Annotated in this window: 21 protein-coding genes and 1 pseudogene; 14 read left to right on the top strand and 8 right to left on the bottom strand. The window is 69.0% G+C overall.

Translation table 11 applies throughout. The annotated features are described in order from the left end of the window. Window positions 1-35: 35 nt before the first annotated feature. The 3 genes from ACIPUC_RS32255 (at window position 36) to ACIPUC_RS32245 (ending at window position 1,937) form a co-directional block, all read left to right on the top strand. On the top strand, window positions 36-428 hold the full coding sequence (locus ACIPUC_RS32255; protein WP_446593931.1) for a hypothetical protein: 393 nt from the start codon (window positions 36-38) through the stop codon (window positions 426-428). An 82-nt stretch (window positions 429-510) separates the two neighbouring features. Beyond that, entirely contained in the window at window positions 511-1,104 is a 594-nt protein-coding gene (locus ACIPUC_RS32250; RefSeq protein ID WP_446593930.1) for a TetR/AcrR family transcriptional regulator, read from the top strand. Then, the gene (locus ACIPUC_RS32245; RefSeq protein ID WP_446593929.1) at window positions 1,101-1,937 is read left to right on the top strand and encodes an alpha/beta fold hydrolase; all 837 of its coding nucleotides are present in this window, start codon (window positions 1,101-1,103) and stop codon (window positions 1,935-1,937) included. The genes ACIPUC_RS32250 and ACIPUC_RS32245 overlap by 4 nt, the downstream gene beginning before the upstream one ends. A 191-nt stretch (window positions 1,938-2,128) precedes the next feature. Here ACIPUC_RS32245 and ACIPUC_RS32240 read toward each other — a convergent pair whose 3' ends face one another. Beyond that, window positions 2,129-3,595: a phospholipase A2 gene (locus tag ACIPUC_RS32240; protein WP_446593928.1), complete on the bottom strand. Its 1,467-nt coding sequence runs from the start codon at window positions 3,593-3,595 to the stop codon at window positions 2,129-2,131. A 56-nt stretch (window positions 3,596-3,651) separates the two neighbouring features. Then, entirely contained in the window at window positions 3,652-4,578 is a 927-nt protein-coding gene (locus ACIPUC_RS32235) for a hypothetical protein (RefSeq protein WP_446593927.1), read from the bottom strand. A gap of 190 nt (window positions 4,579-4,768) precedes the next feature. Here ACIPUC_RS32235 and ACIPUC_RS32230 point away from each other — a divergent pair, with 190 nt between their 5' ends. Continuing rightward, entirely contained in the window at window positions 4,769-6,031 is a 1,263-nt protein-coding gene (locus ACIPUC_RS32230; protein ID WP_446593926.1) for a hypothetical protein, read from the top strand. 66 nt (window positions 6,032-6,097) lie between these two features. On the opposite strand, the gene ACIPUC_RS32225 is transcribed toward ACIPUC_RS32230, so the two are convergent. Continuing rightward, on the bottom strand, window positions 6,098-6,697 hold the full coding sequence (locus ACIPUC_RS32225) for a TetR/AcrR family transcriptional regulator (RefSeq protein WP_446593925.1): 600 nt from the start codon (window positions 6,695-6,697) through the stop codon (window positions 6,098-6,100). Window positions 6,698-6,787: 90 nt separating this feature from the next. Between ACIPUC_RS32225 and ACIPUC_RS32220 the strand changes: the two genes are divergently transcribed. Next, a complete protein-coding gene (locus ACIPUC_RS32220) occupies window positions 6,788-7,234 on the top strand; it encodes an anthrone oxygenase family protein (RefSeq protein WP_446593924.1) in 447 nt (148 codons plus the stop codon). Between the two features lie 309 nt (window positions 7,235-7,543). On the opposite strand, the gene ACIPUC_RS32215 is transcribed toward ACIPUC_RS32220, so the two are convergent. Further along, entirely contained in the window at window positions 7,544-8,191 is a 648-nt protein-coding gene (locus ACIPUC_RS32215) for a hypothetical protein (RefSeq protein ID WP_446593949.1), read from the bottom strand. A gap of 465 nt (window positions 8,192-8,656) precedes the next feature. Between ACIPUC_RS32215 and ACIPUC_RS32210 the strand changes: the two genes are divergently transcribed. Continuing rightward, the gene (locus tag ACIPUC_RS32210) at window positions 8,657-9,709 is read left to right on the top strand and encodes a hypothetical protein (protein WP_446593923.1); all 1,053 of its coding nucleotides are present in this window, start codon (window positions 8,657-8,659) and stop codon (window positions 9,707-9,709) included. Between the two features lie 327 nt (window positions 9,710-10,036). Here ACIPUC_RS32210 and ACIPUC_RS32205 read toward each other — a convergent pair whose 3' ends face one another. After that, a complete protein-coding gene (locus tag ACIPUC_RS32205; protein ID WP_446593922.1) occupies window positions 10,037-10,396 on the bottom strand; it encodes a hypothetical protein in 360 nt (119 codons plus the stop codon). Window positions 10,397-10,825: 429 nt separating this feature from the next. Here ACIPUC_RS32205 and ACIPUC_RS32200 point away from each other — a divergent pair, with 429 nt between their 5' ends. From ACIPUC_RS32200 to ACIPUC_RS32185, 4 genes and pseudogenes are all read left to right on the top strand, one after another. Next, a complete protein-coding gene (locus ACIPUC_RS32200) occupies window positions 10,826-11,428 on the top strand; it encodes a hypothetical protein (RefSeq protein ID WP_446593921.1) in 603 nt (200 codons plus the stop codon). 85 nt (window positions 11,429-11,513) lie between these two features. After that, window positions 11,514-11,686: pseudogene (locus tag ACIPUC_RS32195) on the top strand (IS110 family transposase); the annotation flags it as partial. Further along, the gene (locus ACIPUC_RS32190; RefSeq protein WP_446593920.1) at window positions 11,682-12,398 is read left to right on the top strand and encodes a DUF6333 family protein; all 717 of its coding nucleotides are present in this window, start codon (window positions 11,682-11,684) and stop codon (window positions 12,396-12,398) included. The pseudogene ACIPUC_RS32195 and the gene ACIPUC_RS32190, both read left to right, overlap by 5 nt. 212 nt (window positions 12,399-12,610) lie before the next feature. Further along, window positions 12,611-15,067: a hypothetical protein gene (locus ACIPUC_RS32185; RefSeq protein WP_446593919.1), complete on the top strand. Its 2,457-nt coding sequence runs from the start codon at window positions 12,611-12,613 to the stop codon at window positions 15,065-15,067. Window positions 15,068-15,371: 304 nt separating this feature from the next. On the opposite strand, the gene ACIPUC_RS32180 is transcribed toward ACIPUC_RS32185, so the two are convergent. Beyond that, window positions 15,372-15,848 carry a hypothetical protein gene (locus tag ACIPUC_RS32180; RefSeq protein ID WP_446593918.1) on the bottom strand — a complete coding sequence of 159 codons (477 nt, stop codon included), beginning with the start codon at window positions 15,846-15,848 and terminating at the stop codon, window positions 15,372-15,374. A 131-nt stretch (window positions 15,849-15,979) separates the two neighbouring features. Next, window positions 15,980-16,507 (bottom strand): 2'-5' RNA ligase family protein, encoded by a 528-nt coding sequence (locus ACIPUC_RS32175; RefSeq protein ID WP_446593917.1) that lies wholly within the window; start codon window positions 16,505-16,507, stop codon window positions 15,980-15,982. Window positions 16,508-17,059: 552 nt separating this feature from the next. On the opposite strand from ACIPUC_RS32175, the gene ACIPUC_RS32170 reads away from it, so the two are divergent. From ACIPUC_RS32170 to ACIPUC_RS32155, 4 genes are all read left to right on the top strand, one after another. Beyond that, a complete protein-coding gene (locus ACIPUC_RS32170) occupies window positions 17,060-17,539 on the top strand; it encodes a hypothetical protein (protein ID WP_446593916.1) in 480 nt (159 codons plus the stop codon). A 70-nt stretch (window positions 17,540-17,609) separates the two neighbouring features. Next, the gene (locus ACIPUC_RS32165) at window positions 17,610-17,837 is read left to right on the top strand and encodes a hypothetical protein (RefSeq protein ID WP_446593915.1); all 228 of its coding nucleotides are present in this window, start codon (window positions 17,610-17,612) and stop codon (window positions 17,835-17,837) included. Then, window positions 17,834-17,992 (top strand): hypothetical protein, encoded by a 159-nt coding sequence (locus ACIPUC_RS32160; RefSeq protein WP_446593914.1) that lies wholly within the window; start codon window positions 17,834-17,836, stop codon window positions 17,990-17,992. Before ACIPUC_RS32165 ends, ACIPUC_RS32160 begins: the two co-directional genes overlap by 4 nt. A gap of 798 nt (window positions 17,993-18,790) precedes the next feature. Next, entirely contained in the window at window positions 18,791-19,456 is a 666-nt protein-coding gene (locus ACIPUC_RS32155; RefSeq protein WP_446593913.1) for a hypothetical protein, read from the top strand. Window positions 19,457-20,624: 1,168 nt separating this feature from the next. Here the strand turns inward: ACIPUC_RS32155 and ACIPUC_RS32150 are convergent. Next, window positions 20,625-21,125 (bottom strand): nucleoside 2-deoxyribosyltransferase domain-containing protein, encoded by a 501-nt coding sequence (locus ACIPUC_RS32150; protein ID WP_446593912.1) that lies wholly within the window; start codon window positions 21,123-21,125, stop codon window positions 20,625-20,627. Window positions 21,126-21,755: the final 630 nt, after the last annotated feature.

Here is a 21,755-nt window from a genome sequence, read left to right as displayed (position 1 = left end):
GGGACCGCCGCGCTCGGCCGCGTACGCTCGCCCGCATGCCCCGCTCTTCGCACAAGCCCCGCCGGCTCGTCGCCGACGGGCGTACCTACCTGTGGACGGTTCGCCACGGCCACTGCGTGCTGGAAGACGGCGGCTGCCGCAAGACCCTCACCCTGCGCTCTCACCCTCCGGGCACCGGCGGCCTGCTGCGCTTCGTCTTCGACGAGGGCCCTGGCCGGTACGTCGCGGGCTTCACCACGGGGTCGGGGGAGGTGGGAAGCGCCGGCATCGGCGCCCTGAACCTGCACGAACCGGGCACCGTACGGTTCCTGCTCGACACGGCGCTGGCCCGCGGATGGGAACCGGGGGAGAGGCGGGAAGCGAAGGCCGACGGCTGGACCTTCCTCGAGGCAGCGGTCGCCGCACGGACCCGCGCCCCGCGGTCGTGATCGCTCACGCGACGGACCGCACGGTTGCCATTCCTAGGACCTCTAGGTTAAAACTAGGGCTCCTAGGGTGATGGGAGGGTGCATGGCGCGGGCAGGGCTGACGGCGGAGCGGGTGACGGTCGCGGCCGCCGAGCTGGCGGACGAGGTCGGGCTCGACCAGGTGACCATGTCGCAGTTGGCGCGGCGACTCGGCGTGAAGGATGCAAGCCTCTACGCGCATGTCCGCGGCCTGGAGGATCTGCGCGGCCGGATCGCGCTGCTGGCGGCGGACGAGAAGACCATCCGTATCGCGGAGGCGACCTCCGGACGGGCGGGCAAGGACGCACTGGTCGCGTTTGCCGACGCATGGCGGATGTACGCCCACGAGCATCCAGGCCGCTACACGGCGACGCAGACCCCGATCCGGATCGACCCCGAGCTGGCCGCAAAAGCGGCCGGACCACGCCGCGCCGTCGAGCTGACCTACGGCATGCTGCGCGGCTACGGGCTCACCGAGCCCGACCTGACCGACGCGGTCCGGTTGCTGCGCAGCACGTTCCACGGCTTCGTCGCCTTGGAGGCCGCGGGCGGGTTTGCGCACGAGCGTTCGCCGCAGCAGTCCTGGGTCCGAGCCCTCGACGCCCTCCACATCCTCCTGGAGCACTGGCCCCCGTCCCGAGAAGGAGACTCCGCATGACTGCCCCGACCATCGGCAGCCTGCGCGTGAACGGCGCAACCCTGCACTACGAGGTACGCGGCCAGGGCCCGCTCCTGCTGCTGATCCCCGGAGGGGCGGGCGGCGCGGCTTCCTTCGACGGCATCGCCGACGGCTTGGCCGCCGAGTACACCGTCGCGACCTACGACCCGCGCGGCATGTCCCAAAGCACGCTGGACGACCCCGAGGCCGAGCAGAGCGTAGCCGAACACGCCGACGACGCCCTGCGGATACTGGAACTGCTGTCGCCCGATGACCCCGCCCGGGTGTTCGGCTCCAGCTCGGGCGCGATCGCCGCGCTGCACCTGCTCACCGCCCATCCCGAACGCATCGAACGCGTCGTGGCACACGAGCCGCCGGTAGTGGAGGTCCTGCCGGACGCCCCCGAACACCGCAGGCTCATCGCACGCGTACAGGCAACGTTCCGCACAGAGGGGCTCATGCCGGCGATGGCCGTGTTCGCCGCGGGCCTCAAGAAGGACGGCGAAGCCAACGAGCCGAAAGCCGAGATCAAGCTTCCACCGCAGGCGGCGGCGCGGGCTGAGCAGACGATGGCCAACCTGCCCTACTTCGTCGGGCGCATCGTGCCGAGCTTCATGTCCTACGCTCCGGACATCCACCGACTGGAGGCACTGTCGAACCGGCTCGTGCTCGCCTGCGGCCAGGACTCACGCGGCGAGCTGCCCTACGATCCGGCTGCCTTCCTGGCCGACCGTCTCAGCACGGAACTCCTGCATTTCCCCGGCGGGCACACGGGCCTGACCACGCACCCCGACGAGTTCGGCGAGCTCCTCCGGAAGGCACTCCGAGCCTGAGGCCGAGTCAATCCGCGCGGCGCCCTGCGGGCCCTGCGGGTGAAACTGCCGGGCGCCTGTGGCACGCAGCGGGCCGAAAACCTCCCGTCTGCCGCGTCGCGGACGGGGCGCCCCCGTTGCCCCCATGGCTTGCACACAGGTCTGCCCCGGCAGAGCGCTGGTGGAAGCGCTCTACCGGGGCGCGGATCAGCTCATCGGCCCATGCCGGGCCACTTCAGGAATCCCTTGACCACGTCCTTGGGGGCGGGAAGGGGGTTGGGGTCGGTGATCGCGTTGATGACGGGCTCGCCGTACTTGACCCCGTGGTAGAAGGTTTCGGCGGCTGCCTTGCAGGCGGCGAAGTCGAAGGGCATCTGGGAGGTGGGCTGGCGTGCCTGCTGGTGGCAGACGTTGTTCATGTCCTGGAGAAAGACCTCGTCGACCCGTGCCTTTCCGTTCGGGTTGGAGCGGAAGGCCTTCTCACCGTGCAGGTCCCGGTAGTTGCGGTACCCGAAGTCGTGCCGGACGCATGCGGCGGTGAAGTCGTAGCCGGCGACGGTGTTCTTGGCGGGGAGGTTGCATGCGTTGTTCGTCCAGCGGAATTCGTACCGGTCCGGCACGCCCCTGCGGTGTGCGTCGAGTGTCTGGAGCCAGTCGGCGGTGGCCTCCGGGCCGAGCTGGGTGAGGCTCTCCAGGCGGGCGATCTTCTCCGTGCGGGTGGCTGAGACTGCAGGGGAGCCGAGATCGCGCCACTTGTCGTTCGCGCCACTGCCGTCGTACTTCTGGACGGAGCGGTGGTCGGCGGCGAGTCGGTAGAGGCGGTCGCCGCTGGTGGCGAAGGCGGCCGCCCGACCACCGATGCGGTTCCACTTGTCGGGGTGGCCGTTGTATTTGTAGAGCTCGCCCGTGTCACGCATGGTCTTGTACAGGGTGTTGCCGGCGAAGATGTCTTCGGCGGGCCCGCCGACGGGCTTCCACTCGTTCTTCTTCCGGTCGTACTCGACGACGGCCGCGCGGTCGGGGGTCAGGCCGAAGAAGCTTTCGTCGGTGACGGCGAACGTGGCGCCGGGACCGCCCGCGAACTTCCACTTCCCGTCGTACCTGAAGACCTTCTTGTCGTCGGGGTTGGTGGCGTACAGGGCGTTGTCCGGGCCGGTGTAGAGGTTCTCCGCGCGCTCGCCGACCTTGTCCCACTTGTCACCCCGGCCGCTGTACTTCCAGACCCCGGAGTGGTCGGGGCTGATGCCGTAGAGGTTCTTGGAGGTGGCGGCGAAGGTGGCGCCGGGACCGCCGATGCGCTGCCACCCGCGGCTCTTCGCGTCGTACTTGGAGATGTCGCCGCGCCCGGGTTCGATCGCGTAGACGTTGCCACCGCCCGCGTAGAGCTTCTGCGCGGCGTCCTTCACCTTCTGCCAGTTGTCCTGGTGCGCGGACCATTCGTAAACGGCTTGGTCGCCGGCCAGCGCGAAGACGGACTTTCCGACGGCGACGATCTGCTTCATCGCCATGGGCTGTGGGGCGGAGGCCTGGGACCTGGGTGCTGCGTTGGCGGCGACGCCGAGGGCGATCACGCCGATCATGAGCAGGCACAGCATGCGGATGCCGCTGTGGAACCTGCTCCAGAGGGCGGCGGCCCGTTGCGTGGCCTGTCGGCCGTCGCGGGGCATGACAGGGTGCATGGTGATCCCTTTCCGGGACATTTGACGGGATGGAAACCGGGTGCGGTGGGCGCCGCTCAGAAGCCGAAGAGCCAGGTCCAAAGCGAGATCCGGACGGTGGGGGCGCAGCCTCCGCTGGGCGTGGGAGCGGAGGTGTCCGGCTGGGCGGCGCTGATGGCAGGGCTGGGCGCGGTGCCGGCCGGCGGCTCCGCGGCAAAGGGCGCGGGCGCAACCGGGGCGGTCGTGCTCGCCTTCGGGCTCGGTGCCGTGGTGGTGCTCGGCTTCGGCTTCGCCTTCGCCTTGGGCTTGGCCGGCGCCGTGGCCGTGGCCGCAGGGGAGGGCAGGGCGGTTGCTGTCGGTGCGAGCTGCGCGGGCTGTGCGGGTGCGGTGGGTCGGGCCGGCACCGGTGCGGACGCCCGGGTGGTGATCTTCTTGTAACGGAGGGGAATGTAGGCAGTGCGGGGGTAGCCGGCGATGCGGCTGTCGTGGATGTTGGCGCTCTCCTTGCGGGCGGGGCGTCCGCTACGGCTTTCGCTGTAGTACACGAAGTCGCCCTTGGCCTTGTCGGTCCAGCCGCCGAACAGCACGGCGTGGCTCCGCGGGTGGTCGAGGGCGTCGCCGGCCTCGAGCTGGTCGAAGCCGGCGAGCCGGTTCGCGACGGAGGGCAGGGTCTTGGTGGTCATGCTGTCCTTGAGCTGCCAGGCCATGGACACGAAGCCGGAGCAGTCCTGCCGGTAGAAGCCGCCGGTCGCGCCGTCCTTCCACCACAGCTTCTGGCTGTAGGGGACGGCTTCCTTCACCCAGTGCTTGGCACGGGCTATGACCTGCTCGCGGGTGACCGGCCCGCCCGGGGCCGCGCCGTTGCCGATGGTCCCGGTCGACGAGGGCTTCTCGTAGTGGGACGTACTGCTGGCCTGGGCGGGTACGACGGTCAGGCCGACGGCCATGATCAGGCCGGCCAGGGCCGCCAGGGCCTTGGGCCGGCGGATGAACGGTCGCTTCACGGTGGTCCCTTCGCTGCGGTGGGGCCGCTGCCGTGGTTGGCGGAAGCGGTGGAACACCACGCTGGAACCTGATCTGATTATCCGTCGGGGCGTGTTGGTGTCAGTGCAGGTCAGCGGTCGTGGGGGTACCGGACAACCGCGAACTTGCACGAACGTCCGCGAACACGCAGACAGCCGAAGAGGGGGAGAGATGAGCAGAGCGGGACGTCCGCCGGGCCCGTTGAAGGGGCGCACGCCCGAAGCCAACGCCCTGGCGCGGTTCTTGCGGGAGCTGACCGCGGAGGACACGGTCAGCCGGCTCGAAGAGCGCTACCAGCTGAGCAGGAGCGTGTGGAGCGAGTACCGCTCCGGCGTGAAGATCATCCCGCTTGCGCGGCTCAACCAGATCATCGAGAACCGCTACCCCCGCGACGCCCGCACCAGAACGGACAAGCTCCAGCAGGCGCGCCGCCTCCACACCGCTGCGGCGACCGCGGCCCCCGCGCCGGCCCCACCTCCGGATCCGGCTGCGCGTTCCGGACCCCCACCCACAGCCGGACATGAAGGGGGCCAGGGCAGCGCGCGTGCGGAGAACGGCGGCCCGGGCACGGATGGCGCTCCCGTCATGGCCGATGCAGAACCGATCCCCTCGGCGGTTTCAGCGGCCCCGCCGCCGTCGCGGGACCGAGCCGTCAACGAGCCGGCCGCCGGCACGGGCCGGCGCAAGGGGCGCGGGCCGCGCGCCGGGCGACGGGGACGCTGGAGCGCGCCCGCGCAGTGGGCGGCACTCGCGGCCCTGGTCGCGGTACTGGTGATGGCCAACCATTACGGCAGCTCGCAGAAGACGTCCGACAGGACCTCCTCACCAGGAGACACGGCGCAAGAACAGCCGATCTCAGCACCTGCCGCGCCGGACCCCCCTGCCACCACCCCCACACCGCTGGAAGGCTCGGTCCCCGCGTCCCCGCCGCCGTCGAGCTCCGGGGAACAGACACCCCCGCCGGTGCCGTCCGGCTGGCACATCGTCCGGGCGAAGGCGCTCCGCCTCGCCGTCGCCGTACCCGACGGCTGGAGACCGGACGTCGACAACGCGCTCCAGTCCACCTGGGTCTCTCCTGACGGGCGCTACGTGATCGGGGTGAAGCGGGACGACAGCAACGGTCGCACCGCCCAGTCGGCCGCCATGGGACAACTCGCCTGGTACGGCAAGACCGAGGAGTCGAAGATGGAGGCCCTGACGGCCGAGACCCACGCGGACGGACAGGGCGGGAAGGAGGCCGTGCGGCTGGAGCTGGACTACCACTGGCCCGCGCTGGAGGTCCCCTGCCACCGGACCGAACTCTTCGTCGCCGGCGAGGGCGGCCAGGTCTACCAGCTCCTCGTCAACGACCAGCAGTACGACGAGCGGACCACGGACCTCCCGCAGCTCCTCGCCACCGCCCGCGCCCAGTGGCGTACGGACCTCACCGACTGACCCCGAACGCACACGGCGGCGCCTCCGACACCGTAGGGGGCGCCGCCGGGCCGTGCCGCGGCTGTGTCACGAGACCTGCCTGTGACTGAGCTCTTTGGCGAGCCGGGCCACCAGCAGCTCCACCCTCCGCTCGGCGTCCCCCGGCGGCAGCCGTCCCGCCCGGGTCAGGGTTGCCAGGCCGTGCAGGGCCGCCCAGAACACCTCGGTGAACAAGCCCGGGTGGACGCCTTCCCCGGCGACCTCGCCGAGAGTCTCCAGCAGGGCGGCGAAGGCGTCCTTCAGGGGCTCCGGGGTCTCCTCGGCAGCGAACGCCAGGCCGCCGTCGAGCTGGAACATGGCGTCGTATACCGCCGGGTTGCGCTCGGCGAAGTCGAGGTAGGTGCGGGCGATGGCGGTGACCCGGGTGCGCGGGCCGTCCGCGGCGGAGGCCGCGGCCCGCAGCGCCGCGGCCATCTCGGTGGCGCCCTCCAGGGCGACGGCGCCGATGATCTCGCGCTTGCCGCGGAAATGGCTGTAGAGGACGGGCTGGCTGTACTCGATGCGCTCGGCGAGCCGGCGGGTGGTGACCGCGTCCCAGCCCTGCTGCTCGGCGAGTTCGCGGGCCGTCGCCACGATGAGGCGCTCGCGACCCGCCCGTTCGCGCTCCTTGCGTTCCTGTACCGACATGATTCGATCCTAGCATCGCTAGACAAGCGAGCGGCAGTAGTACTAGCGTTGCCTCATCAGCTAGCGATGCTAGATACCAGAGGGGTCGTCATGCTCAACGCACTCGAGGTCTTCACCACCGTGGTCGTCGGCGTGATGGTGGGGGTGGAGTTCTCCGTCGCCTTCGTCATAAACCCGATCCTCAACGCACTCCCGGAGGACAGCGGCCAACTCGGCCGCGCCCACGGCGGCCGGATGCTCGGCGCCGTGATGCCGGTCTGGTACATCGGCTCGCTCGTCCTCGTCGCGGTCTGGGCCATCGCCGGATGGCACCACCCCGGCACCGGCCTCGTCGTCACCGCCGGCGCGCTGCTGATCCTCAGCGTGGTCATGTCGCTCCTGCTGCTCGTCCCGATCAACAACCGGAACAAGACCTGGACCCCCGAGAACCGGCCCGAGGACTGGAAGGAGCAGATGCACCGCTGGGACCGCTTCCACTACGTCCGCGTCGCCGTCATCATCGCCGCCTTCACCCTGCTCGTCGCCGCCCTCACCTGAGCCCGCGGGCCACACCACGCCGGCTGGACGGTGCCCCGCCGTGGCACGCTGCTGAGCGCTCTTCCTGGCCGGACGGGCCAGGCAGAGCGCACGCCGTGTCAATACGAGCCTCACTGCTGCTGTTCCCGCCAGCGCGGATGAACCCTCGAACCAGCTCAACCAGCTCGGCCAGCTGAGCCAGGCCACACAGGCTCTCGATCCTGTGCTCGGCCCGTCCGAGGCGCCAATGGCCTCAGCGCCGTAATTGACCAGACGCGCCATCCACGACGCTCAGCGGGCGGGCGGGACGGAGAGCTCAGCCGTCGGGAGTCAGGAGCCGCCCAGGCCCCACGCATCGAGTCCGCCGTAGACATGGGCCCTCAGGCAGTGGGGGGCGTCAAAGCCCGAGGCTTCGCCGCGGTAGACGGCGATGAGCGAGTCCTTGCCCCGCCACCAGGTGTCAGCGAGTCCCTGGACTTCAGGTACCGCCTCGAATCCGTCGAGGTCCAGCTCTTCGACGGCGCCGCCTTTGATCTTCGTGATGGTGTTGGCCCAGTAGCCCGCGTGGTCGGCCAGTGCCAGGGCCTCCACCCACCCCTCTGTGCTGGCGTGCAGCGGTGTCCAGTGGTCAGCGTCGATCCCGAACTCGCCTCCCGGCCCGATCATGAACCCGTGGGCCATGGAGACGCGACAACCGCCGGCCGGGAACCGCCATCCGTCCGCGGCCGACCCTTCGGGCACATCGGCTTCCAGCACCCGGGGGCCACCCTCGTATGCGGGGGCAGGGGGCAGAGCGATGCCACCCCAGCGTTCTTGGAAGGCCACGGCCCGGTCGATCTCGGCAGCGGGTATCCCCTGCTTGAGCCATACCTCCCGACAGAGCGTGAGGTCGCGGCGGGGAACACAGAGCCCGTGCGCCTCAACGAAGTACCGAGCTCGTCGGCTCAAGCCTTCAGGCGCCTGAGGGGTCAGCGGCACTCGGTTGCCCGCCGTCACGGCTTCTGCCGCTCACAGGAGCAGGCCGGTACCGTGGCGGCGATCTCCCGTTCAGGGCGATGCGCACCACCGTATGAGCAGGTGAATCCGAATGTACTGGCCATGACCGGAGCCTAGTGATCGCCTCGGCCACCCACGTGCGGGCCCCTCTTGCGGCGCCGACGGCCCAGTGGCTTTGTTCACGGGTTGTGGTTCTGGCTCAGGTTCTGGTGGTGCGTCACGGTGAATGCGGTCACCCCACCTGAGCCGGACGGCGTGTCTGCAATGCCTCTCTGCTCCCGAGCCACGCAGCCAGTTTCTCCGACTTGAGGACTATTCATCGGGGGGTGATGCGGCGGTGTGTCCGCATGCCCGGCGCCGGTCTGTTGTGGCTTGATCGTCGGGCGGCCCCAGGCGGGGACCGGAACATCCATCCCAGTCGCCATCCCTGGTCGAGGAGTCCCGAGCGTGAGACTGACCAAGCACCATGCGGTATCCCCACGACGTGGCGCCGAACGGCTGCGGCATCCGGTCCGGCGCAGCGCCCTCATGCTCGCCGTGGCGGCGCTGCCGGCGGCGTTGGTGGTGCCCCTGGCCACGCCCGCCGAGGCTGCGCCCGTGACCGTCACCTTCAACTCCGGAGTCAATCAGCCCTTCACCGTGCCGTCCGGCGTTACCCAACTGACCATCACCGCCACCGGCGCCGCAGGGCAGAGCGGGATCAACGGAGGGATGGGCGGTGACGGCGCCACCGTCACCGGCACCGTCAACGTACCGTCGGGGACCACCACCCTCTACGTCAACGTCGCCACGGGCGGAGGCACCAGCGGAGACCTGACCGACTTCGGCGCGGGCGGCGGAGCCAGCGACGTGCGCACCTGCGACTCCACCATCCCGAGCTGCGTCCTCACCGGCGAGCCCGCCACCGACCCACGCCTGATTGTCGCGGGCGGCGGAGGAGGCGGCGGAAGCATTAGCCCGGTCGCACCCATCATCCTCACCGAGGCCTTCGGAGGAGACGCCGGAGTCACCGGTCAGGCGGGCGGCAGCAGGCCCACCGGCGGCGGCGGAGGGGGCGGAGGAACTCAGACGGCCCCCGGCGCAGGCGGCGCCGGATGCTCCGCCGAAAGCGAACCCGGCGCTCCTGGTGGCCCCGGTACCGGCGGTGACGGAGGAGATGCTGGTTATGAAGGCGGAGGCGGCGGAGCCGGCTGGTTCGGCGGAGGCGGCGGCGGCGGCTGCGACCAAGTCACCAGCGACGGCTTTGGGACGGGTGGCGGTGGTGGCGGGTCCAACCGCGTTCCGACGGGCGGTACCTCCAGACTCGCCACCGGCCCAGCCATGGTGACCATCACCTACGAACAGGGTGGCGGGAACAACGGGGGAGGCGGCGGGTCGATCCTGCCCGTCAACCTCAACGGCATCCTCCCGATGTTCAACAACGTCAGCATCAACAACAACATCAACAGCCCCGGCGCTAGCAACACCACCACACAGAACTTCGGCCTGAACACGCCCTGAAGACGCCGCTTCGGAGCGTGCAGTGAGGTGAGCGGGGCCGTACGTGGCGGTCCCGGCGAATGCCGCCGGGACCGCCCCTGGTCTCCATGCGATTCGGGCGGCAGCGCTTTGACACAGCAGCAACACCCGACTCCGACGGGTTGCTCGTCCAATACGGCACGCATGCCTTCAGCGGGCGACCGATGTTCACGGTAGACCCCACGCGGCAGTTCGGCATCAGCGATGCCGATGCCGATGGTGAAAGCCAGCCCAGCCACCTCCGGCACTCACGCAGTCTCGGCTCCGTGGACTTTGCTGAGGATGCGCACGACGCTCCAGATCCGTGACTCACTCTTCCAGCGACGACGGCCAGACGTACCCGTAGGCTTCGGCGCACTCTCGATAGCCCGCACAGACCACCGCGCCGTTCAGGGGGTGCGGGCGCTGGAGGGCGGCGACGATGCGTTCGGTCTGGAGGTCGGGGCTTTCTTCGGTCACCGCGAACCCGATCCTCAGCTGGATGAACGGATCGGCGCTCTCGCGCGGAACCACCAAGGAGACAAGGACCTGTCCGGGGTCCGAGTCCCACACGGAGACCCAGAACGTGTCACTGTTCCACGCGGCCAGGGGATTCGGCACGACGAGCAACTGCTGATCCACCAGGTCGGCGACATCCCACGCCGGCGAAGGCCGCTCCGCCAGAGCCACAGCGCTCCCCCCATTCGGACCTACGCGCCCCAGCCCGGAGCACACACAACCCCTCCACATCGAGTACCCCGCGCGGGACGAGGATGAGGCACTTTCTGCACCGATGCCGAGTGAAGAGTCGCGGACGTTCCAGGTGAACCTCAGCGATCCAACGCCCGTGCCGAAGCCGGCCAGGCGCGTGCCGAAGTTTCCGTACACGGTCTCGCATCTTGATCCCGAGCGATTCCGCCTCCGGGTGATCGTCGGCACGCCAGGAGATGTCACGTGGCGTGTCGATGTCCATTGGCGATGCAATGGACAGTCAGGCATTGTGGTCGCTGACGAGGAAGGACAGCCCTTCCGGCTGGTAACGCCGTTGCCGCCCAGTGCCTGGCCGATCACGCCCCGTGCGGTGACTCGCACCCGGCGAACCCTGGCAGTGTGTCCGTCATGAGCTCCCAGTCCGCGCACCCCACACCGGTCCGCCACCACGACCACGGCACGTGGCTCGTCCAGTTCACCGGCCGGGTGCTCGTGGTCTGCCCGAGGTGCGGTGGCCGCGCGCTCGTCGTGCCTGTGCCCGGCCTCGCGACCCCGAAGTACTTCAGCGCCCTGCTGTTCCAGCCCCGCCGCCTCTCCTGCGCCGGGTGCGGGGCGGTCGTCGGCTGGACGGCTCAAGAGCGGGGCGCCGGCCTGGTCGGCGCGGTGCCCGGCGGCACCGAGGACCCCTTCTTCCGGCGGCCGCTCTGGCTGCAGACCCGCTGTGCGGGACGAATCCTGTGGGCCTACGACGAGGAGCACGTCGACGCCCTTACCGCCTATGCAGGCGCTCGGCTGCGCGAGCGTCACGCCTCCCCGACCATGGCGATGTTCGCCCGGCTGCCGGCCTGGATGAAGTCGGCTGAGCGCCGTGACGACGTTCTGGCCGGTCTGGCGACCCTCCGGGCTCTCGCCCGGCTCTCGGCTCCCGCCGACCGCTCCGACGCGGCCCACGAACGTGGCGACCGCCCGCGCCACCACGGCAGCCTGCTGTTCCGCGGCGGCCCGTACTAGAGCGTTTCCCTCGGACCGTATTGCTCCCCGGACGGGGCGGCATCGGGAGGACGCTCTTCCTCGACCTGGGCAGCGGCGAGACCGTATGAGCGCCGGCGGCGGCGCTCTGCTGATCGCCCTCCTGACCAGCCATGGCCAGCGGCTCCTCTACATTCCCGGCCGAACCGTCCACCAGGCCTCCCGTGCTACCGGGGCGACGGCAAGACCGACGCGAAGGACGCCTGCGTCATCGCCGGCCGTTACGGTTGCCCGCATGAATGAGAACACCTACTGGACCTCTGCGCCGGACCGGATCGTGCGCGGCTCGATGAGTCTGTGTCACCTGACAGTGTTCGAGCCGCCATTCAACGTCGACGCCCGTAACCTGCCTCCCAACGACCCCGAGCGGGCACGCGCGTTCGTCGAGTCGTTTGAGGGCATCGAGGCCGTCCTGGAGGACCTCGGGCCGCGCTCGGCGCAGACCCCGCTCCCGTCGGCAGCACGGTCTGACCTGGACATCGTGCACGCTGCCGCGTGGGGCGGCATGTTGAGCATCGTGACTCCCGCGTTCGCGACCGACGGCAACGACGAGCCGCTCCGGTTGGCGGCGAAGGAGTTGCGGGAGCGGTTCCCGGATGCGCGGATCGTGGGACGGGTCTCCTACCACGGGGGGATGGAGCACACCGAGAACATCGTGTGGTTGCCGGACGGGGCGATGTTCCACGCATCGGGATGGCCGCATGACGAGCCGTTCGTCATCTCGGGCGATCCGCGCGCGGTGATCGCGTCCCTGGATCTCAGGGGGTGGATGGTGGACAACGCCGGCGTCGACCTGGACGAGCCCGCGAACGAGGTCTACTGGGCGGGCCTGGGGGGCTTGGCGCTCGGCCATTCGGATCCGTGGGGGTGGGAGGAGATGGAGACGACGGCGTTCCGTGTGCGGCACTCCGAAGACGCGGTCAGGGACATGGAGAGCTTGTACTTCGTCTAGGCGCAAGTCGCCGGGTGCCCCTGGGGCCGAGGGTCGTGACGTGTGAACTGGTGGCCCGCACAGTGGTGTTGATGCTCCGTCGACACGCCTTAACTCGTCTTTACTCGTGACGGGTGAGGACTATGGTGGTCGGGTGGCGCGTACATGTCACGGGGGCCCACGCGCCGCCCACACCCCCCTCAAGGCCCCACCGGAGAGGGAAAGACGAGCTCTTGAACTTACACATTCGCATACCGTCCAAGTGGCGGTTCGCGGCCAGGTTCACGGCCGCTGTCGGCCTGACGGCCGCGATCGCCACAACGGGGCTCCAGGCCGTCGAGGCCGCACCACCGAAGCTGCCGCCGGTCTCGGCGAAGATGAAGCCAGGATCCGGGAAGCGCTGCGACACCCGCAACGGCCTCCCGGCCGCCCCGACGACACCGCCGGGCTCCGGGTTCCCCGACAACCCGACCGGGAACCTGTACAAGGACACCGCCCTCCCCAGGAACTTCGAATTCGACCTTCCGGGACAGGCGTACGACGGCCTTCAGACACCGACAGCCGCCCAGAAGACCGAGGCCCTGTCGAAGGTCCCCGGGGACCTGGACAAGAACGTCGACGCATGGAAGAAGATCGCCAACGCGTCGGGGAATCCTGCGGACCGGGCGATGGAGATTTACGCCCGGTACTTCGCGAACAAGGAGAACCTGGGCTTCAAGCACTGGTTCGACAAGCGGTACATCCGCAACCAGATCAACAACCACAAGGGCTCGGGCTTCGAACGGCAGCTCGTCAAGGACTACAAGCTGATCGGCCCGGACTGGCTGTGTGAGGTCACCGTCGAGCTGTTCGACAAGAACGGCGACAAGGTCGGCGAGCGCCGGTACGACGCCTACAACCAGAAGAGCAAAGAGTTCAACGAGTTCAAGTCGAACTCGAAGCTGACGGCGAAGCAGCTTGCGAAAGACCGGGTCGTCGCCAAGTCGATGCCCGACCACAAGTTCCGGTTCACCGGCGCGAAGCCCTTCACCAAGGGCCAGATCAAGCACATCGACGACCTGGAGCGCGACGTCCGCAACATGCGGAACGGGAAGACCGGGCAGGTGCGCGGAAACCAGCGCATGTACAACCCGGTGCCCAAGACCACCCCGATCAAGGGGTACTCGGACCACCAGCGGTGGTTCGCGCCCGCCTGCCAGACCACAACGCAGCTCGCGGCGGTCGGCGCCAACACGTGCGGCACCCGCGGCCCCGCCAACGACCGGGCCCTGTCCTCCGGGAAGAACCTGGAAGAGGCGAAGCGCTACCAGCGGGACGCCAACCGCCTCGACCCGAGGGGCACCCTCCCCAGGGGCGGCCCGGGCGGCGTCGACTTCACCACCATGGAACTCCGGTACGTCGGCGGCCTCGAAAAGGGCAAGGGCATGACCTACTCCATGCGCGCCGACCAGATGCCCGACCCGGACAACAACCCCGGCTTCGGCGGCGAAGCCCGGATGCAGCTCTCCTCCGACGCCCTGTTCACCTGGCTCGCCCTGACCCCCGAAAAGTTCTGGGTCAACCTGAACCCGGACCAGCCGGACAAGGTCATGGACGCCAAGTTCGGCAAGACCGACGCCGGCCGCGTCCTCCTCGACGCCGACCTGGTCATGAAGCACGACTTCTCCGAGGCCCTGAACCCCGACAAGCATCCCGGGGGCAAGCTGTACTGGGACACCGCGCCGCGCCGCAACGGCATCCCCTGCTTCCCCGGCACCCGCTTCTGGATCGAGCCCGACGAGGCCAAGGTCCGCGAGCAGGACGGCGGGATCTACATCCTCGAATCGCCCATGGACGTCTCCGCCGAATGGCTGGACGTCGACTACACCGTCCCCGGCTCCACCGAATGCACCGACCTCTCGGACGCCGAGAAGAAGGCCATCGAACTGTCGGTCAACGCCAACATCGTCCCGGTCATCCAGGAGCGGGTGAACAAGGACCCCAAGTACGCCGAGCTGCGCGCCGTCTACAACGCCCGCGTCGCCGCCGAGTACATCCGTCAGCAGGACGCCAAGTCCCCGACGGACTTCCACGACATCATCAACTCCAACGACGTCTCGGCCTGGCCGATCCGCGCTCCGCATGAGGACTGGACCCGCGAAAAGGTCTGGGACGAGTACATGCAGTCCATCAAGGAGGGCATCGAGTGGTTCGAGCTGGAGTACGGCGGCAAGCTGTACAAGCAGGGCGTCGGCGGCGTCGACTTCTCCAGGCAGCCCAAGCAGAACATCCCCAAGGCCCAGTTCGACACCCAGAACCGGGACCTGGACAACACCACCGTCAACTCCGTCAAGTCCGATGACGCCTCCTACCGGGACCTCGACACCCTGTACCTCGGCGCAGGCCCGGCCGCAGAGGGCAGCGGCGAGGACCCGGGCGGCGAAGATCCCGGCGACGACCCCACCCCGACACCGACCCCGACCCCGTCGGGCACCGGCAAGCCGACCAACCCCCCGACGACCCCGGCCCCGGACCCCACCAACCCCGGCGGTGACGACACGCCGCCCGCACCGGAGGACCCCGACGGCGACCTCGCCGACACCGGCTCCCACACACCGGTGGGCCTCATCGCCGGTGCCGCCGCTGCCCTCGCAGCGGCCGGCGTCACCCTGACGTGGTGGATGCGGCGCCGCCGCACCGCGCAGGAATAGCCGGACCAGGCACTCACGTCCCACAGTGAAGGGCCCCACCCGTAAGTACGCGCCGGGTGGGCCCCTTCGCCGTCCCCGCCCAGGATCCAGACGGGCCCCCGCGTGCCCACACCAACGCGGCTGCGGCGGCTGATGTTGATGGGGACCGTAACTGGCGGGGCCGGGGCCGGGGCGACCCTGTGCGCGGGTGCCTGGCGGGCCAACTTCATGGTCGACGCCGATGGTGAGCCGCACTCGTACGGCTCACCCTTTTGAGGGTGCATACCTTCCCCCGTCGCTGTCACCAAGCCATCTGCAACGCTCTTCAGGCTGGCCAGCTGACCTGCCCGCTCTTGACCTGGAGTACATCCGGAACCTCGGCTTCGTAGAACCTGAGGAATCCGACCCCTACCGCGCCATCCTCGAGCAGGTGCGTTTCGTGAGCCCTTGTGGCCAGCCAGCAGAGCAGCTCGCCGACCTTCTCGAACTCGTCCGGGTGGATCTCCTGTCGGGACGTCAGCGACCAGCCCTCCCGCGGCAGGTCCGCGCGGTTGGCCAGTGTCGAGCAGAGCACACCACCCACCCGCGATGCCGCTCCGCGCCTGGCCAGTAGTGGGTAGGGGTCCTCCTCAATCACGGGGATCCCCGAGTCGTCCACCACCACGACCGGGAACTCGGTGATGATGGACAGTCGCTCCGGTTGGGGTCCGATCCCGAGATGCCAGCTCAGTTCGGCGAGCTCCTGCGCGGAGATCTCGTCCTGCAGGTCGACGCTGATCATCAGCTCATGGATGTCACTCACCCGGTGAACCCTATGGCCGACCACCGACAAGGCGAGCGGCGCCGACAGTTGGTCCTGGGGATGTGGCCAGGGGTGAGGTGTCGGCCTCGGGCTGTGGTCGCGAGCAGTGGGGAGGGGCTGGCGGGCGGTGTTTACGGCCTGTCCGGGACGCCGAGCGGTGCGGTGAACCGCGGCTGCCAGCCTTCCTCCGTCAGCACCACCAGCTGGACCGCAGCCGCACGGGTGTGGAGCGGCAGCAGGCTGGCGATCGCAGCGCGGACGTGGGCGGAGGCTGTCGGGTTGTCTGCACCCATAGCGACCGTGACATGGGCGGCGGGCTGCGCCCCGAAGCGGCCGCTGTACGGGCGCAATTCGGGCCACTGGGCGCGGAACGCATCGACGATCGTTTGGAGTCCCGGAACGGTGACGGCGACGAAGCCGGACGCCGTTACGACCTCGTCCAAGAGCAGATCGGCTGCCGGAAGACTCGCAGCCAGGGAACGCACGCCCTTCTCGTCCTGATCTGTCAGTGCCGATTCCGGCACGAACGGGTAGAGGAGCGAGACGTGCGCCGGCACCTCAGGACGCACCAGAGCCGGGTCGATACGCCACGCCGCCTCGAGGAGCGGGGCGGCATCGGGCAAGGCAATGACGACGGCAGTGGTCCCTGGCTCTGGCACGCCGTCATCATCGCAGGCCAGTCCACTAATGCGCCCATTGCAGTCCGAGGTGGCCGAGGGCAACGACGGTGCCCGCTCCCGTCCGGGTCGTGCTCGATGCGGGTTCGTCCGACGATGCCGCCTGCGACACCGCGGGTGATTGCCACTAGGTCGCGGCGGTAGTTGTCATCGCGGGTTCGTCGTCGTTGTCCCTGGTCAGGGGTCGGTCTACTTCGGGGTTGTAGATGAAGTACACGAAGGCGGCGATTGCCAGCCAGACCACGATGGGTAGCCGCGGGGTTGTCCGCGCCTGGCCGGGAGTCGGGCGCCATGCATGTGCGTCCGGGTGCATCCAGTGGGATCCGGACGGACGCTGGGAGAGGGCTCGGGAGCGGGCGCCCGAGCCGTCGGTCAGCGAGCACGTCATGGGAAGTGATCGGCATGACTCACCGTTCTCGGACACAGCGCCTCGTGATGCTCTCGGCCTCCGTAGTCCTGATCGCAGGGGGTGTGCCGGCTTCCACCACAGCGTTCGCCGCCCCCTCCGCCCCTGCGTCGCTGCACGTCACGGCCATGACCGGTACGCCCACCGTGGACTGGGTGGAAACCACCGATCCGCCCAGTGGCATCACCGCCGAGCTTCCCGGGAAGGCCACCGTCCGGAAGACGACCGTTTCCATCGAAGGCAAGGCCGTCGACGCACGCGTGTACGGCCTGGATACCCCGGACGGAGCGGTCGGCTTCGCCGTCCACGATATGCCGGGCGACCAGTACCCGCTCGAGGACAATCTCCAGCGCGTTCTCGAGTCGTACATGCAGAACACCGCCGAGCCTCTGACCAGCAGCAACGTGCGGAAGGTGACGTTCGACGGCCGTCCTGCCCTCGACGCGCGTCTGACCTCCGAGACAGACAGTGAGCCCGTGACCGGCTTTATTCGCCTCATAGCGGACGACAAGCACCTCGTGCAGGCGCTGGTCCTCGGTCCCGAGGCGAACGAGGAGGCGCTGAAGGCAATGCAAGAGCGGCTCCTCGCCGGCCTCCGCATCCCCTGACCCCGGACCCGCGGCGCCCGGGAAGCGGTGGTCACGCGGGTCCAGCTACGGCGGAGAGGAAGCGCCACAGATGTTGCTGGTCCTGGAGATGCAGGACGGTGCGGAGGAGGTGCGGGTGCCGGCGGCGACCAGGGGCCACACCTCCCGGGAGCTCGCCTTGTCCCAGCGCCTCCTGGCCCGCTTCCGGGAGGGCACGGCAGACCCCCGGACCCTCACGACCTGGAGCCGGGACCACAGCGGTGGCCGCCCGAAACCGCCCGAGCGCGAAGCCCTCCTGCAGGAGTGGACACACGCGTGAGCCCGGCGGGCGGACGGCGCAAATCCGCGCAGGGCCGCCGCCTGGCTCAGGACGCGGCGGCCCGGCTGCGGCAGTACCACAGCGCCGTGGCCGAGCGGCACCAGAGGATCCGCGACGGCGACACCGCCCAGTGGCGGCCCCGAGTCGCCGCATAATTCCTCGGTAAGTAGAGCGCGAAGGCGCTCTGGGTGAGCATCGCCCAGCGCTCCTCCTGGTCGCGGGATCAAAGCAGCCGCGAGCGCACGAGCTGCCGGTCGTGCTCGGGTAGATCGATGACGTAGAGCCGGGCTCGGCTGATGCCGACGCCGATCTGGCCGAAGGTCTCGAGCTCCTGCCAGCACATGGAAGCAGTACTTGCTCGGGCTCGGCCAGCGGGGCCGGCCGCCAGGAGGCTCCCATCGGGTGTCGCCCGTCGCGATGGATCCACACCGTCATCGCTGGCCAGGGTTGGCCGTCCAGTGCAGGGGCCGCAGTGCGGCTTCATCCATGTCTGCTCCGTGCCGTTGTATTTGGGTCCACCGCCAGAGTATGGAGCCACGGCTCGCAGGCAGATCGGACAGCGGGGGGAGCAGCTGAAGCAGCCGCCAGACGGGATGCTCCCTTCACTGGTGGCTGTGCGGCCATCCGTCACCCCGAGCGGCGAGGAGCCGTTCCAGGAGGATCTCGCGCTGCGCGTCTTCCATCTTCTGGAAGACGAGGTCGGCAACCCCGTTTCCGTCATGTCGTCCGTCTGAGGTTCGTCGCTCGCAGGGGCGCTGGCGGCGGGGGACGGCGGCACGTACTGAAGGGTTTCCCTCAGACCGTCTTGCCTCCCAAGGCGCCTCGCACCGGTCGTGGCACGGAACCGTCACTGTCCACCGTCGATGCGCTACGGGGCCGGGGGCCCCGGCTGTCGGTGCCGGGCGCTAGCTTGAGCGGCAGCACAGCACGTCGGTCGACAAACGGGGATCCAAATGCGGTACCGCTTTACGTCCTATCACCCGGCGAATGACGCCGAGGCAGCAGTCACGGACGGCACCAGGCTGGGCGGTCTGCCGCACTGGCTGGAGGAGCCGCAGTGGCCGGTCGACCCGTACGAGAACGAACTCGCGCCGTTCATGGGGCAGTTCCGGGTCCCGGCGGCAGACGGCGGCGGGGACGGGGACCGGATGGTGTACCTGTTCGCCATTGGGTTCTCGGGTGAACACGCTACCGTCGTCCAACCGGGCGGGCAGGTCACCGAGTCCTTCGAGACACGGGGAGCGGCCACCGGGCCGACCGACCTGGACCGGGTCCATCTGCTCCGGGTAGAGGAGGAGGTCGACTTCTCCCACGTCGAGCGGGAACTCGAGCCGGTCGAGGACGAGCACGATGACGACCGGGAGGAGCGGTTGGAGGCGCTCTACGAAGAGCGCCAGAAGGACGCTGCAGGCAGCATCCGGATGAACCAGCTCGGCGGCCCCGACGTGGTGCCGGTCTGGTTGCAGCGCGACGACCTGCCGGGCGAGGGCTGGCAGCTGATCGCCCAGCTCGACTCCCGCCAACTGCCCTTCGATGTCAACTTCGGTGACAGCGGGGTCGGATACCTGTTCTTCTCGCCGGACGGCAAGAACGCCGAGTTCTTCTTCCAGAGCTGCTGAGCGGTCGGGCATAGAGCGTCACCGGTTCCGCCCCGTGGCCTTCGAGTCCGCCCCCGCCGGCAGTCCCGTCCCCGGCCCGAGCCGCCACCCGGCTGGGCGGGCAGCCGCACCGGCTGGAGGAACCGCAGTGGCCGTACTCAGAGACCACCACACCCCGATGAATTTCCTCGGGCAGTTCCGGGGGCGCGGTCAGATGAGCTCCGCGCCTGGCATATGTGTCCGTGCAGATCAGCAACTTCCGATGGCCACGTAGTGCACGGTGGTGCTCAGTCCATCCGAATCGACGTACATCTCGTACTGAACACCACCGGCGCACGTCGTACCTGCGTAGACGCCCGAAGAGTCGACCCTAGTCGTCGGGCCTTTGCACCCGCAGTGATCCGTAGACAGCCGATGAGTCAGCCGACATGGTTCAGACGGCAACCGGCCCCTCGCATTGCCGAGGTCGCCAGCTCGCGTCCGAATCGTGAGTTCAACGGCGATGTTGGCATTCAGGTCGACTCGGAATTCGTACAGCTGCTCCCCGTCTCTTGTGCGGCGGTCAGTGGGTACTCGTTCGCGGATCGCTTCTTCCGGTAGCCAGATGATGGGTCCGTCGCAGTCGCATGGGTCCGTCGAACACTCGCACCACTGGAGGGGAAGGTGGTCTGCGCCACCGATCCTCAGCGCCAGATCCGCCGGAACGTCCACCGGGACGCCCATGAGCTTCCTCGTGGTCTCAGCCGTCAGGCGCTGGTTCCTCGCTTGACCGTAGCTGCGCATGCCGATCGCCCTTCTCATGACGAATAGGGAGCGATTCACGCGATATGCCCAGTGAAACACCGAAGCGACTGGTCGGCATCTGAGGCAAACGGCATGTGTGCGGCGGCCAGGGCGTGCGCTGCCGCCGGAAAGAGCCGAGGGCACCGCGCCTCATTCGGCCGACGCCGAAACGCCGCGCGCGGTTCACCAGTCGACCGCGCCCCAGCCGCGGTTCGTCTCGGGGGGAGAGGGAGGGTGCCGGGGGGCGCGGCCGCAGCGGCGGAACATACGACGGGTCATCGGATCGGGTGGCGGCGTCTCGAGCACCCACGGCAGATGGACGTGCAGGTGCTCAACTTCGACCTCGCGGCCGCGGTCCCGGAGGGCGCGGGCCAGGGTCCAGCCAGTCCGCTCGCGCTCTACCGGACTACCGAGGGGTTCCAGCCGTGACGAGGGCGAGGGCGGCGGCCACGGTGTCGTGCAGGGTCTCGGCTACCGGTACCCCGTGGCGGCGCGCGACGTAGATCAGGTAGCGGTTGCGCTCGGGGTTGGGGCAGTCGGGCGGGCATCCGAGGACGGTCCTGCCGGTGGCGACGTCGAGGCCGAACTCGACGTTGGTGGTGAAGCCGGGGAGCGACATGAGGTCACGGGGGATCCAAAAAAGGATCGCGTCGGCGTACCGACGGGCGCCGGTCTCCCAATCGACCTGATCGTCGTAGTGGGCAGCGCGGAAACCGCCCCGGGACTCAGGGGTGAGGACGGTCAGAGGCTGTCGGCCGGTCCACTGGTGGGCGAGCTCGCCTATTGCGTCGGGCCGCCAGGAGGGGACGGGGCTGTCGGCGCGCGGCGTGGGGCCCGCGAGGAAGACGCTGGGTCCGGCGGTCGGAAGGGGTTCGCGAGCGTAGACGAGGATCGGGGGCACGGTCATCGGGCTTCTCCGGTTTGTAATGGGGTCCAGGGGAGCGGCAGCTGGTCGCCGCTGGTGCGGGGCACAACGTGGACATGCAGGTTCTTTGCGATTCGGGTGTCTCACGAGACCGGAGGATCGCGGTGGCATCAGCTGGCCACGTTCACCCAGTGGGGACTGTCGGCAGTCCCTCCGATTGACTCTGAGAGATGCTCCGTCGTGTGTGACCCTGCCAGTAGCGCTTCGCTCTCACCCGGACGCGGCACGGCACGGTGCCACGTGGGATCAGCGCGACTTTGATACGCCAAGGTGCTGATGTTTCTGCGGGGCTCTTAAGCGGAGATGGCTACGTGCCGATGTCGTCAGGGGAAGTTCGCACTGGCTTCCGGAGCATCACTCCATTTGGTTCCGTGAGGAGAATCGTATGAGTCCTGGGTCCAGGGCGAAGTCGTGTCCGAACCCGCTCCCGAGTAAGCGAAGGTGGGTGGTCGGCGGGGCGATCGCGTTGGCTCTCGGGCTTGGGGGGATCGCGAGCCCCGCCGCAGCTGTGGCGCAGGGCGACGAGAGGTCTGCCACTCGGCGCGTTACCTCCCCCTCGGGCGGGGGCGACTGTATCTCCACGCCCCAAAGCCTCCTGGGGCTGCTGGGCGG

It is taken from the genome of Streptomyces sp. LARHCF249, assembly GCF_052871255.1.
Note: the sequence above shows the minus strand (reverse complement) of the source record. Positions and strands in the feature narration are given on the sequence as shown.

Bases quoted from the DNA above. Each gene is read 5' to 3' on its own strand.
- ACIPUC_RS32155 (WP_446593913.1), top strand. From the start codon at position 18,791: ATGCGGTACCGCTTTACGTCCTATCACCCGGCGAATGACGCCGAGGCA.
- ACIPUC_RS32250 (WP_446593930.1), top strand. From the start codon at position 511: ATGGCGCGGGCAGGGCTGACGGCGGAGCGGGTGACGGTCGCGGCCGCC.
- ACIPUC_RS32150 (WP_446593912.1), bottom strand. From the start codon at position 21,125: ATGACCGTGCCCCCGATCCTCGTCTACGCTCGCGAACCCCTTCCGACC.
- ACIPUC_RS32245 (WP_446593929.1), top strand. From the start codon at position 1,101: ATGACTGCCCCGACCATCGGCAGCCTGCGCGTGAACGGCGCAACCCTG.
- ACIPUC_RS32230 (WP_446593926.1), top strand. From the start codon at position 4,769: ATGAGCAGAGCGGGACGTCCGCCGGGCCCGTTGAAGGGGCGCACGCCC.
- ACIPUC_RS32225 (WP_446593925.1), bottom strand. From the start codon at position 6,697: ATGTCGGTACAGGAACGCAAGGAGCGCGAACGGGCGGGTCGCGAGCGC.
- ACIPUC_RS32255 (WP_446593931.1), top strand. From the start codon at position 36: ATGCCCCGCTCTTCGCACAAGCCCCGCCGGCTCGTCGCCGACGGGCGT.
- ACIPUC_RS32165 (WP_446593915.1), top strand. From the start codon at position 17,610: ATGTTGCTGGTCCTGGAGATGCAGGACGGTGCGGAGGAGGTGCGGGTG.
- ACIPUC_RS32240 (WP_446593928.1), bottom strand. From the start codon at position 3,595: ATGCACCCTGTCATGCCCCGCGACGGCCGACAGGCCACGCAACGGGCC.
- ACIPUC_RS32220 (WP_446593924.1), top strand. From the start codon at position 6,788: ATGCTCAACGCACTCGAGGTCTTCACCACCGTGGTCGTCGGCGTGATG.
- ACIPUC_RS32190 (WP_446593920.1), top strand. From the start codon at position 11,682: ATGAATGAGAACACCTACTGGACCTCTGCGCCGGACCGGATCGTGCGC.
- ACIPUC_RS32170 (WP_446593916.1), top strand. From the start codon at position 17,060: ATGACCGGTACGCCCACCGTGGACTGGGTGGAAACCACCGATCCGCCC.
- ACIPUC_RS32200 (WP_446593921.1), top strand. From the start codon at position 10,826: ATGAGCTCCCAGTCCGCGCACCCCACACCGGTCCGCCACCACGACCAC.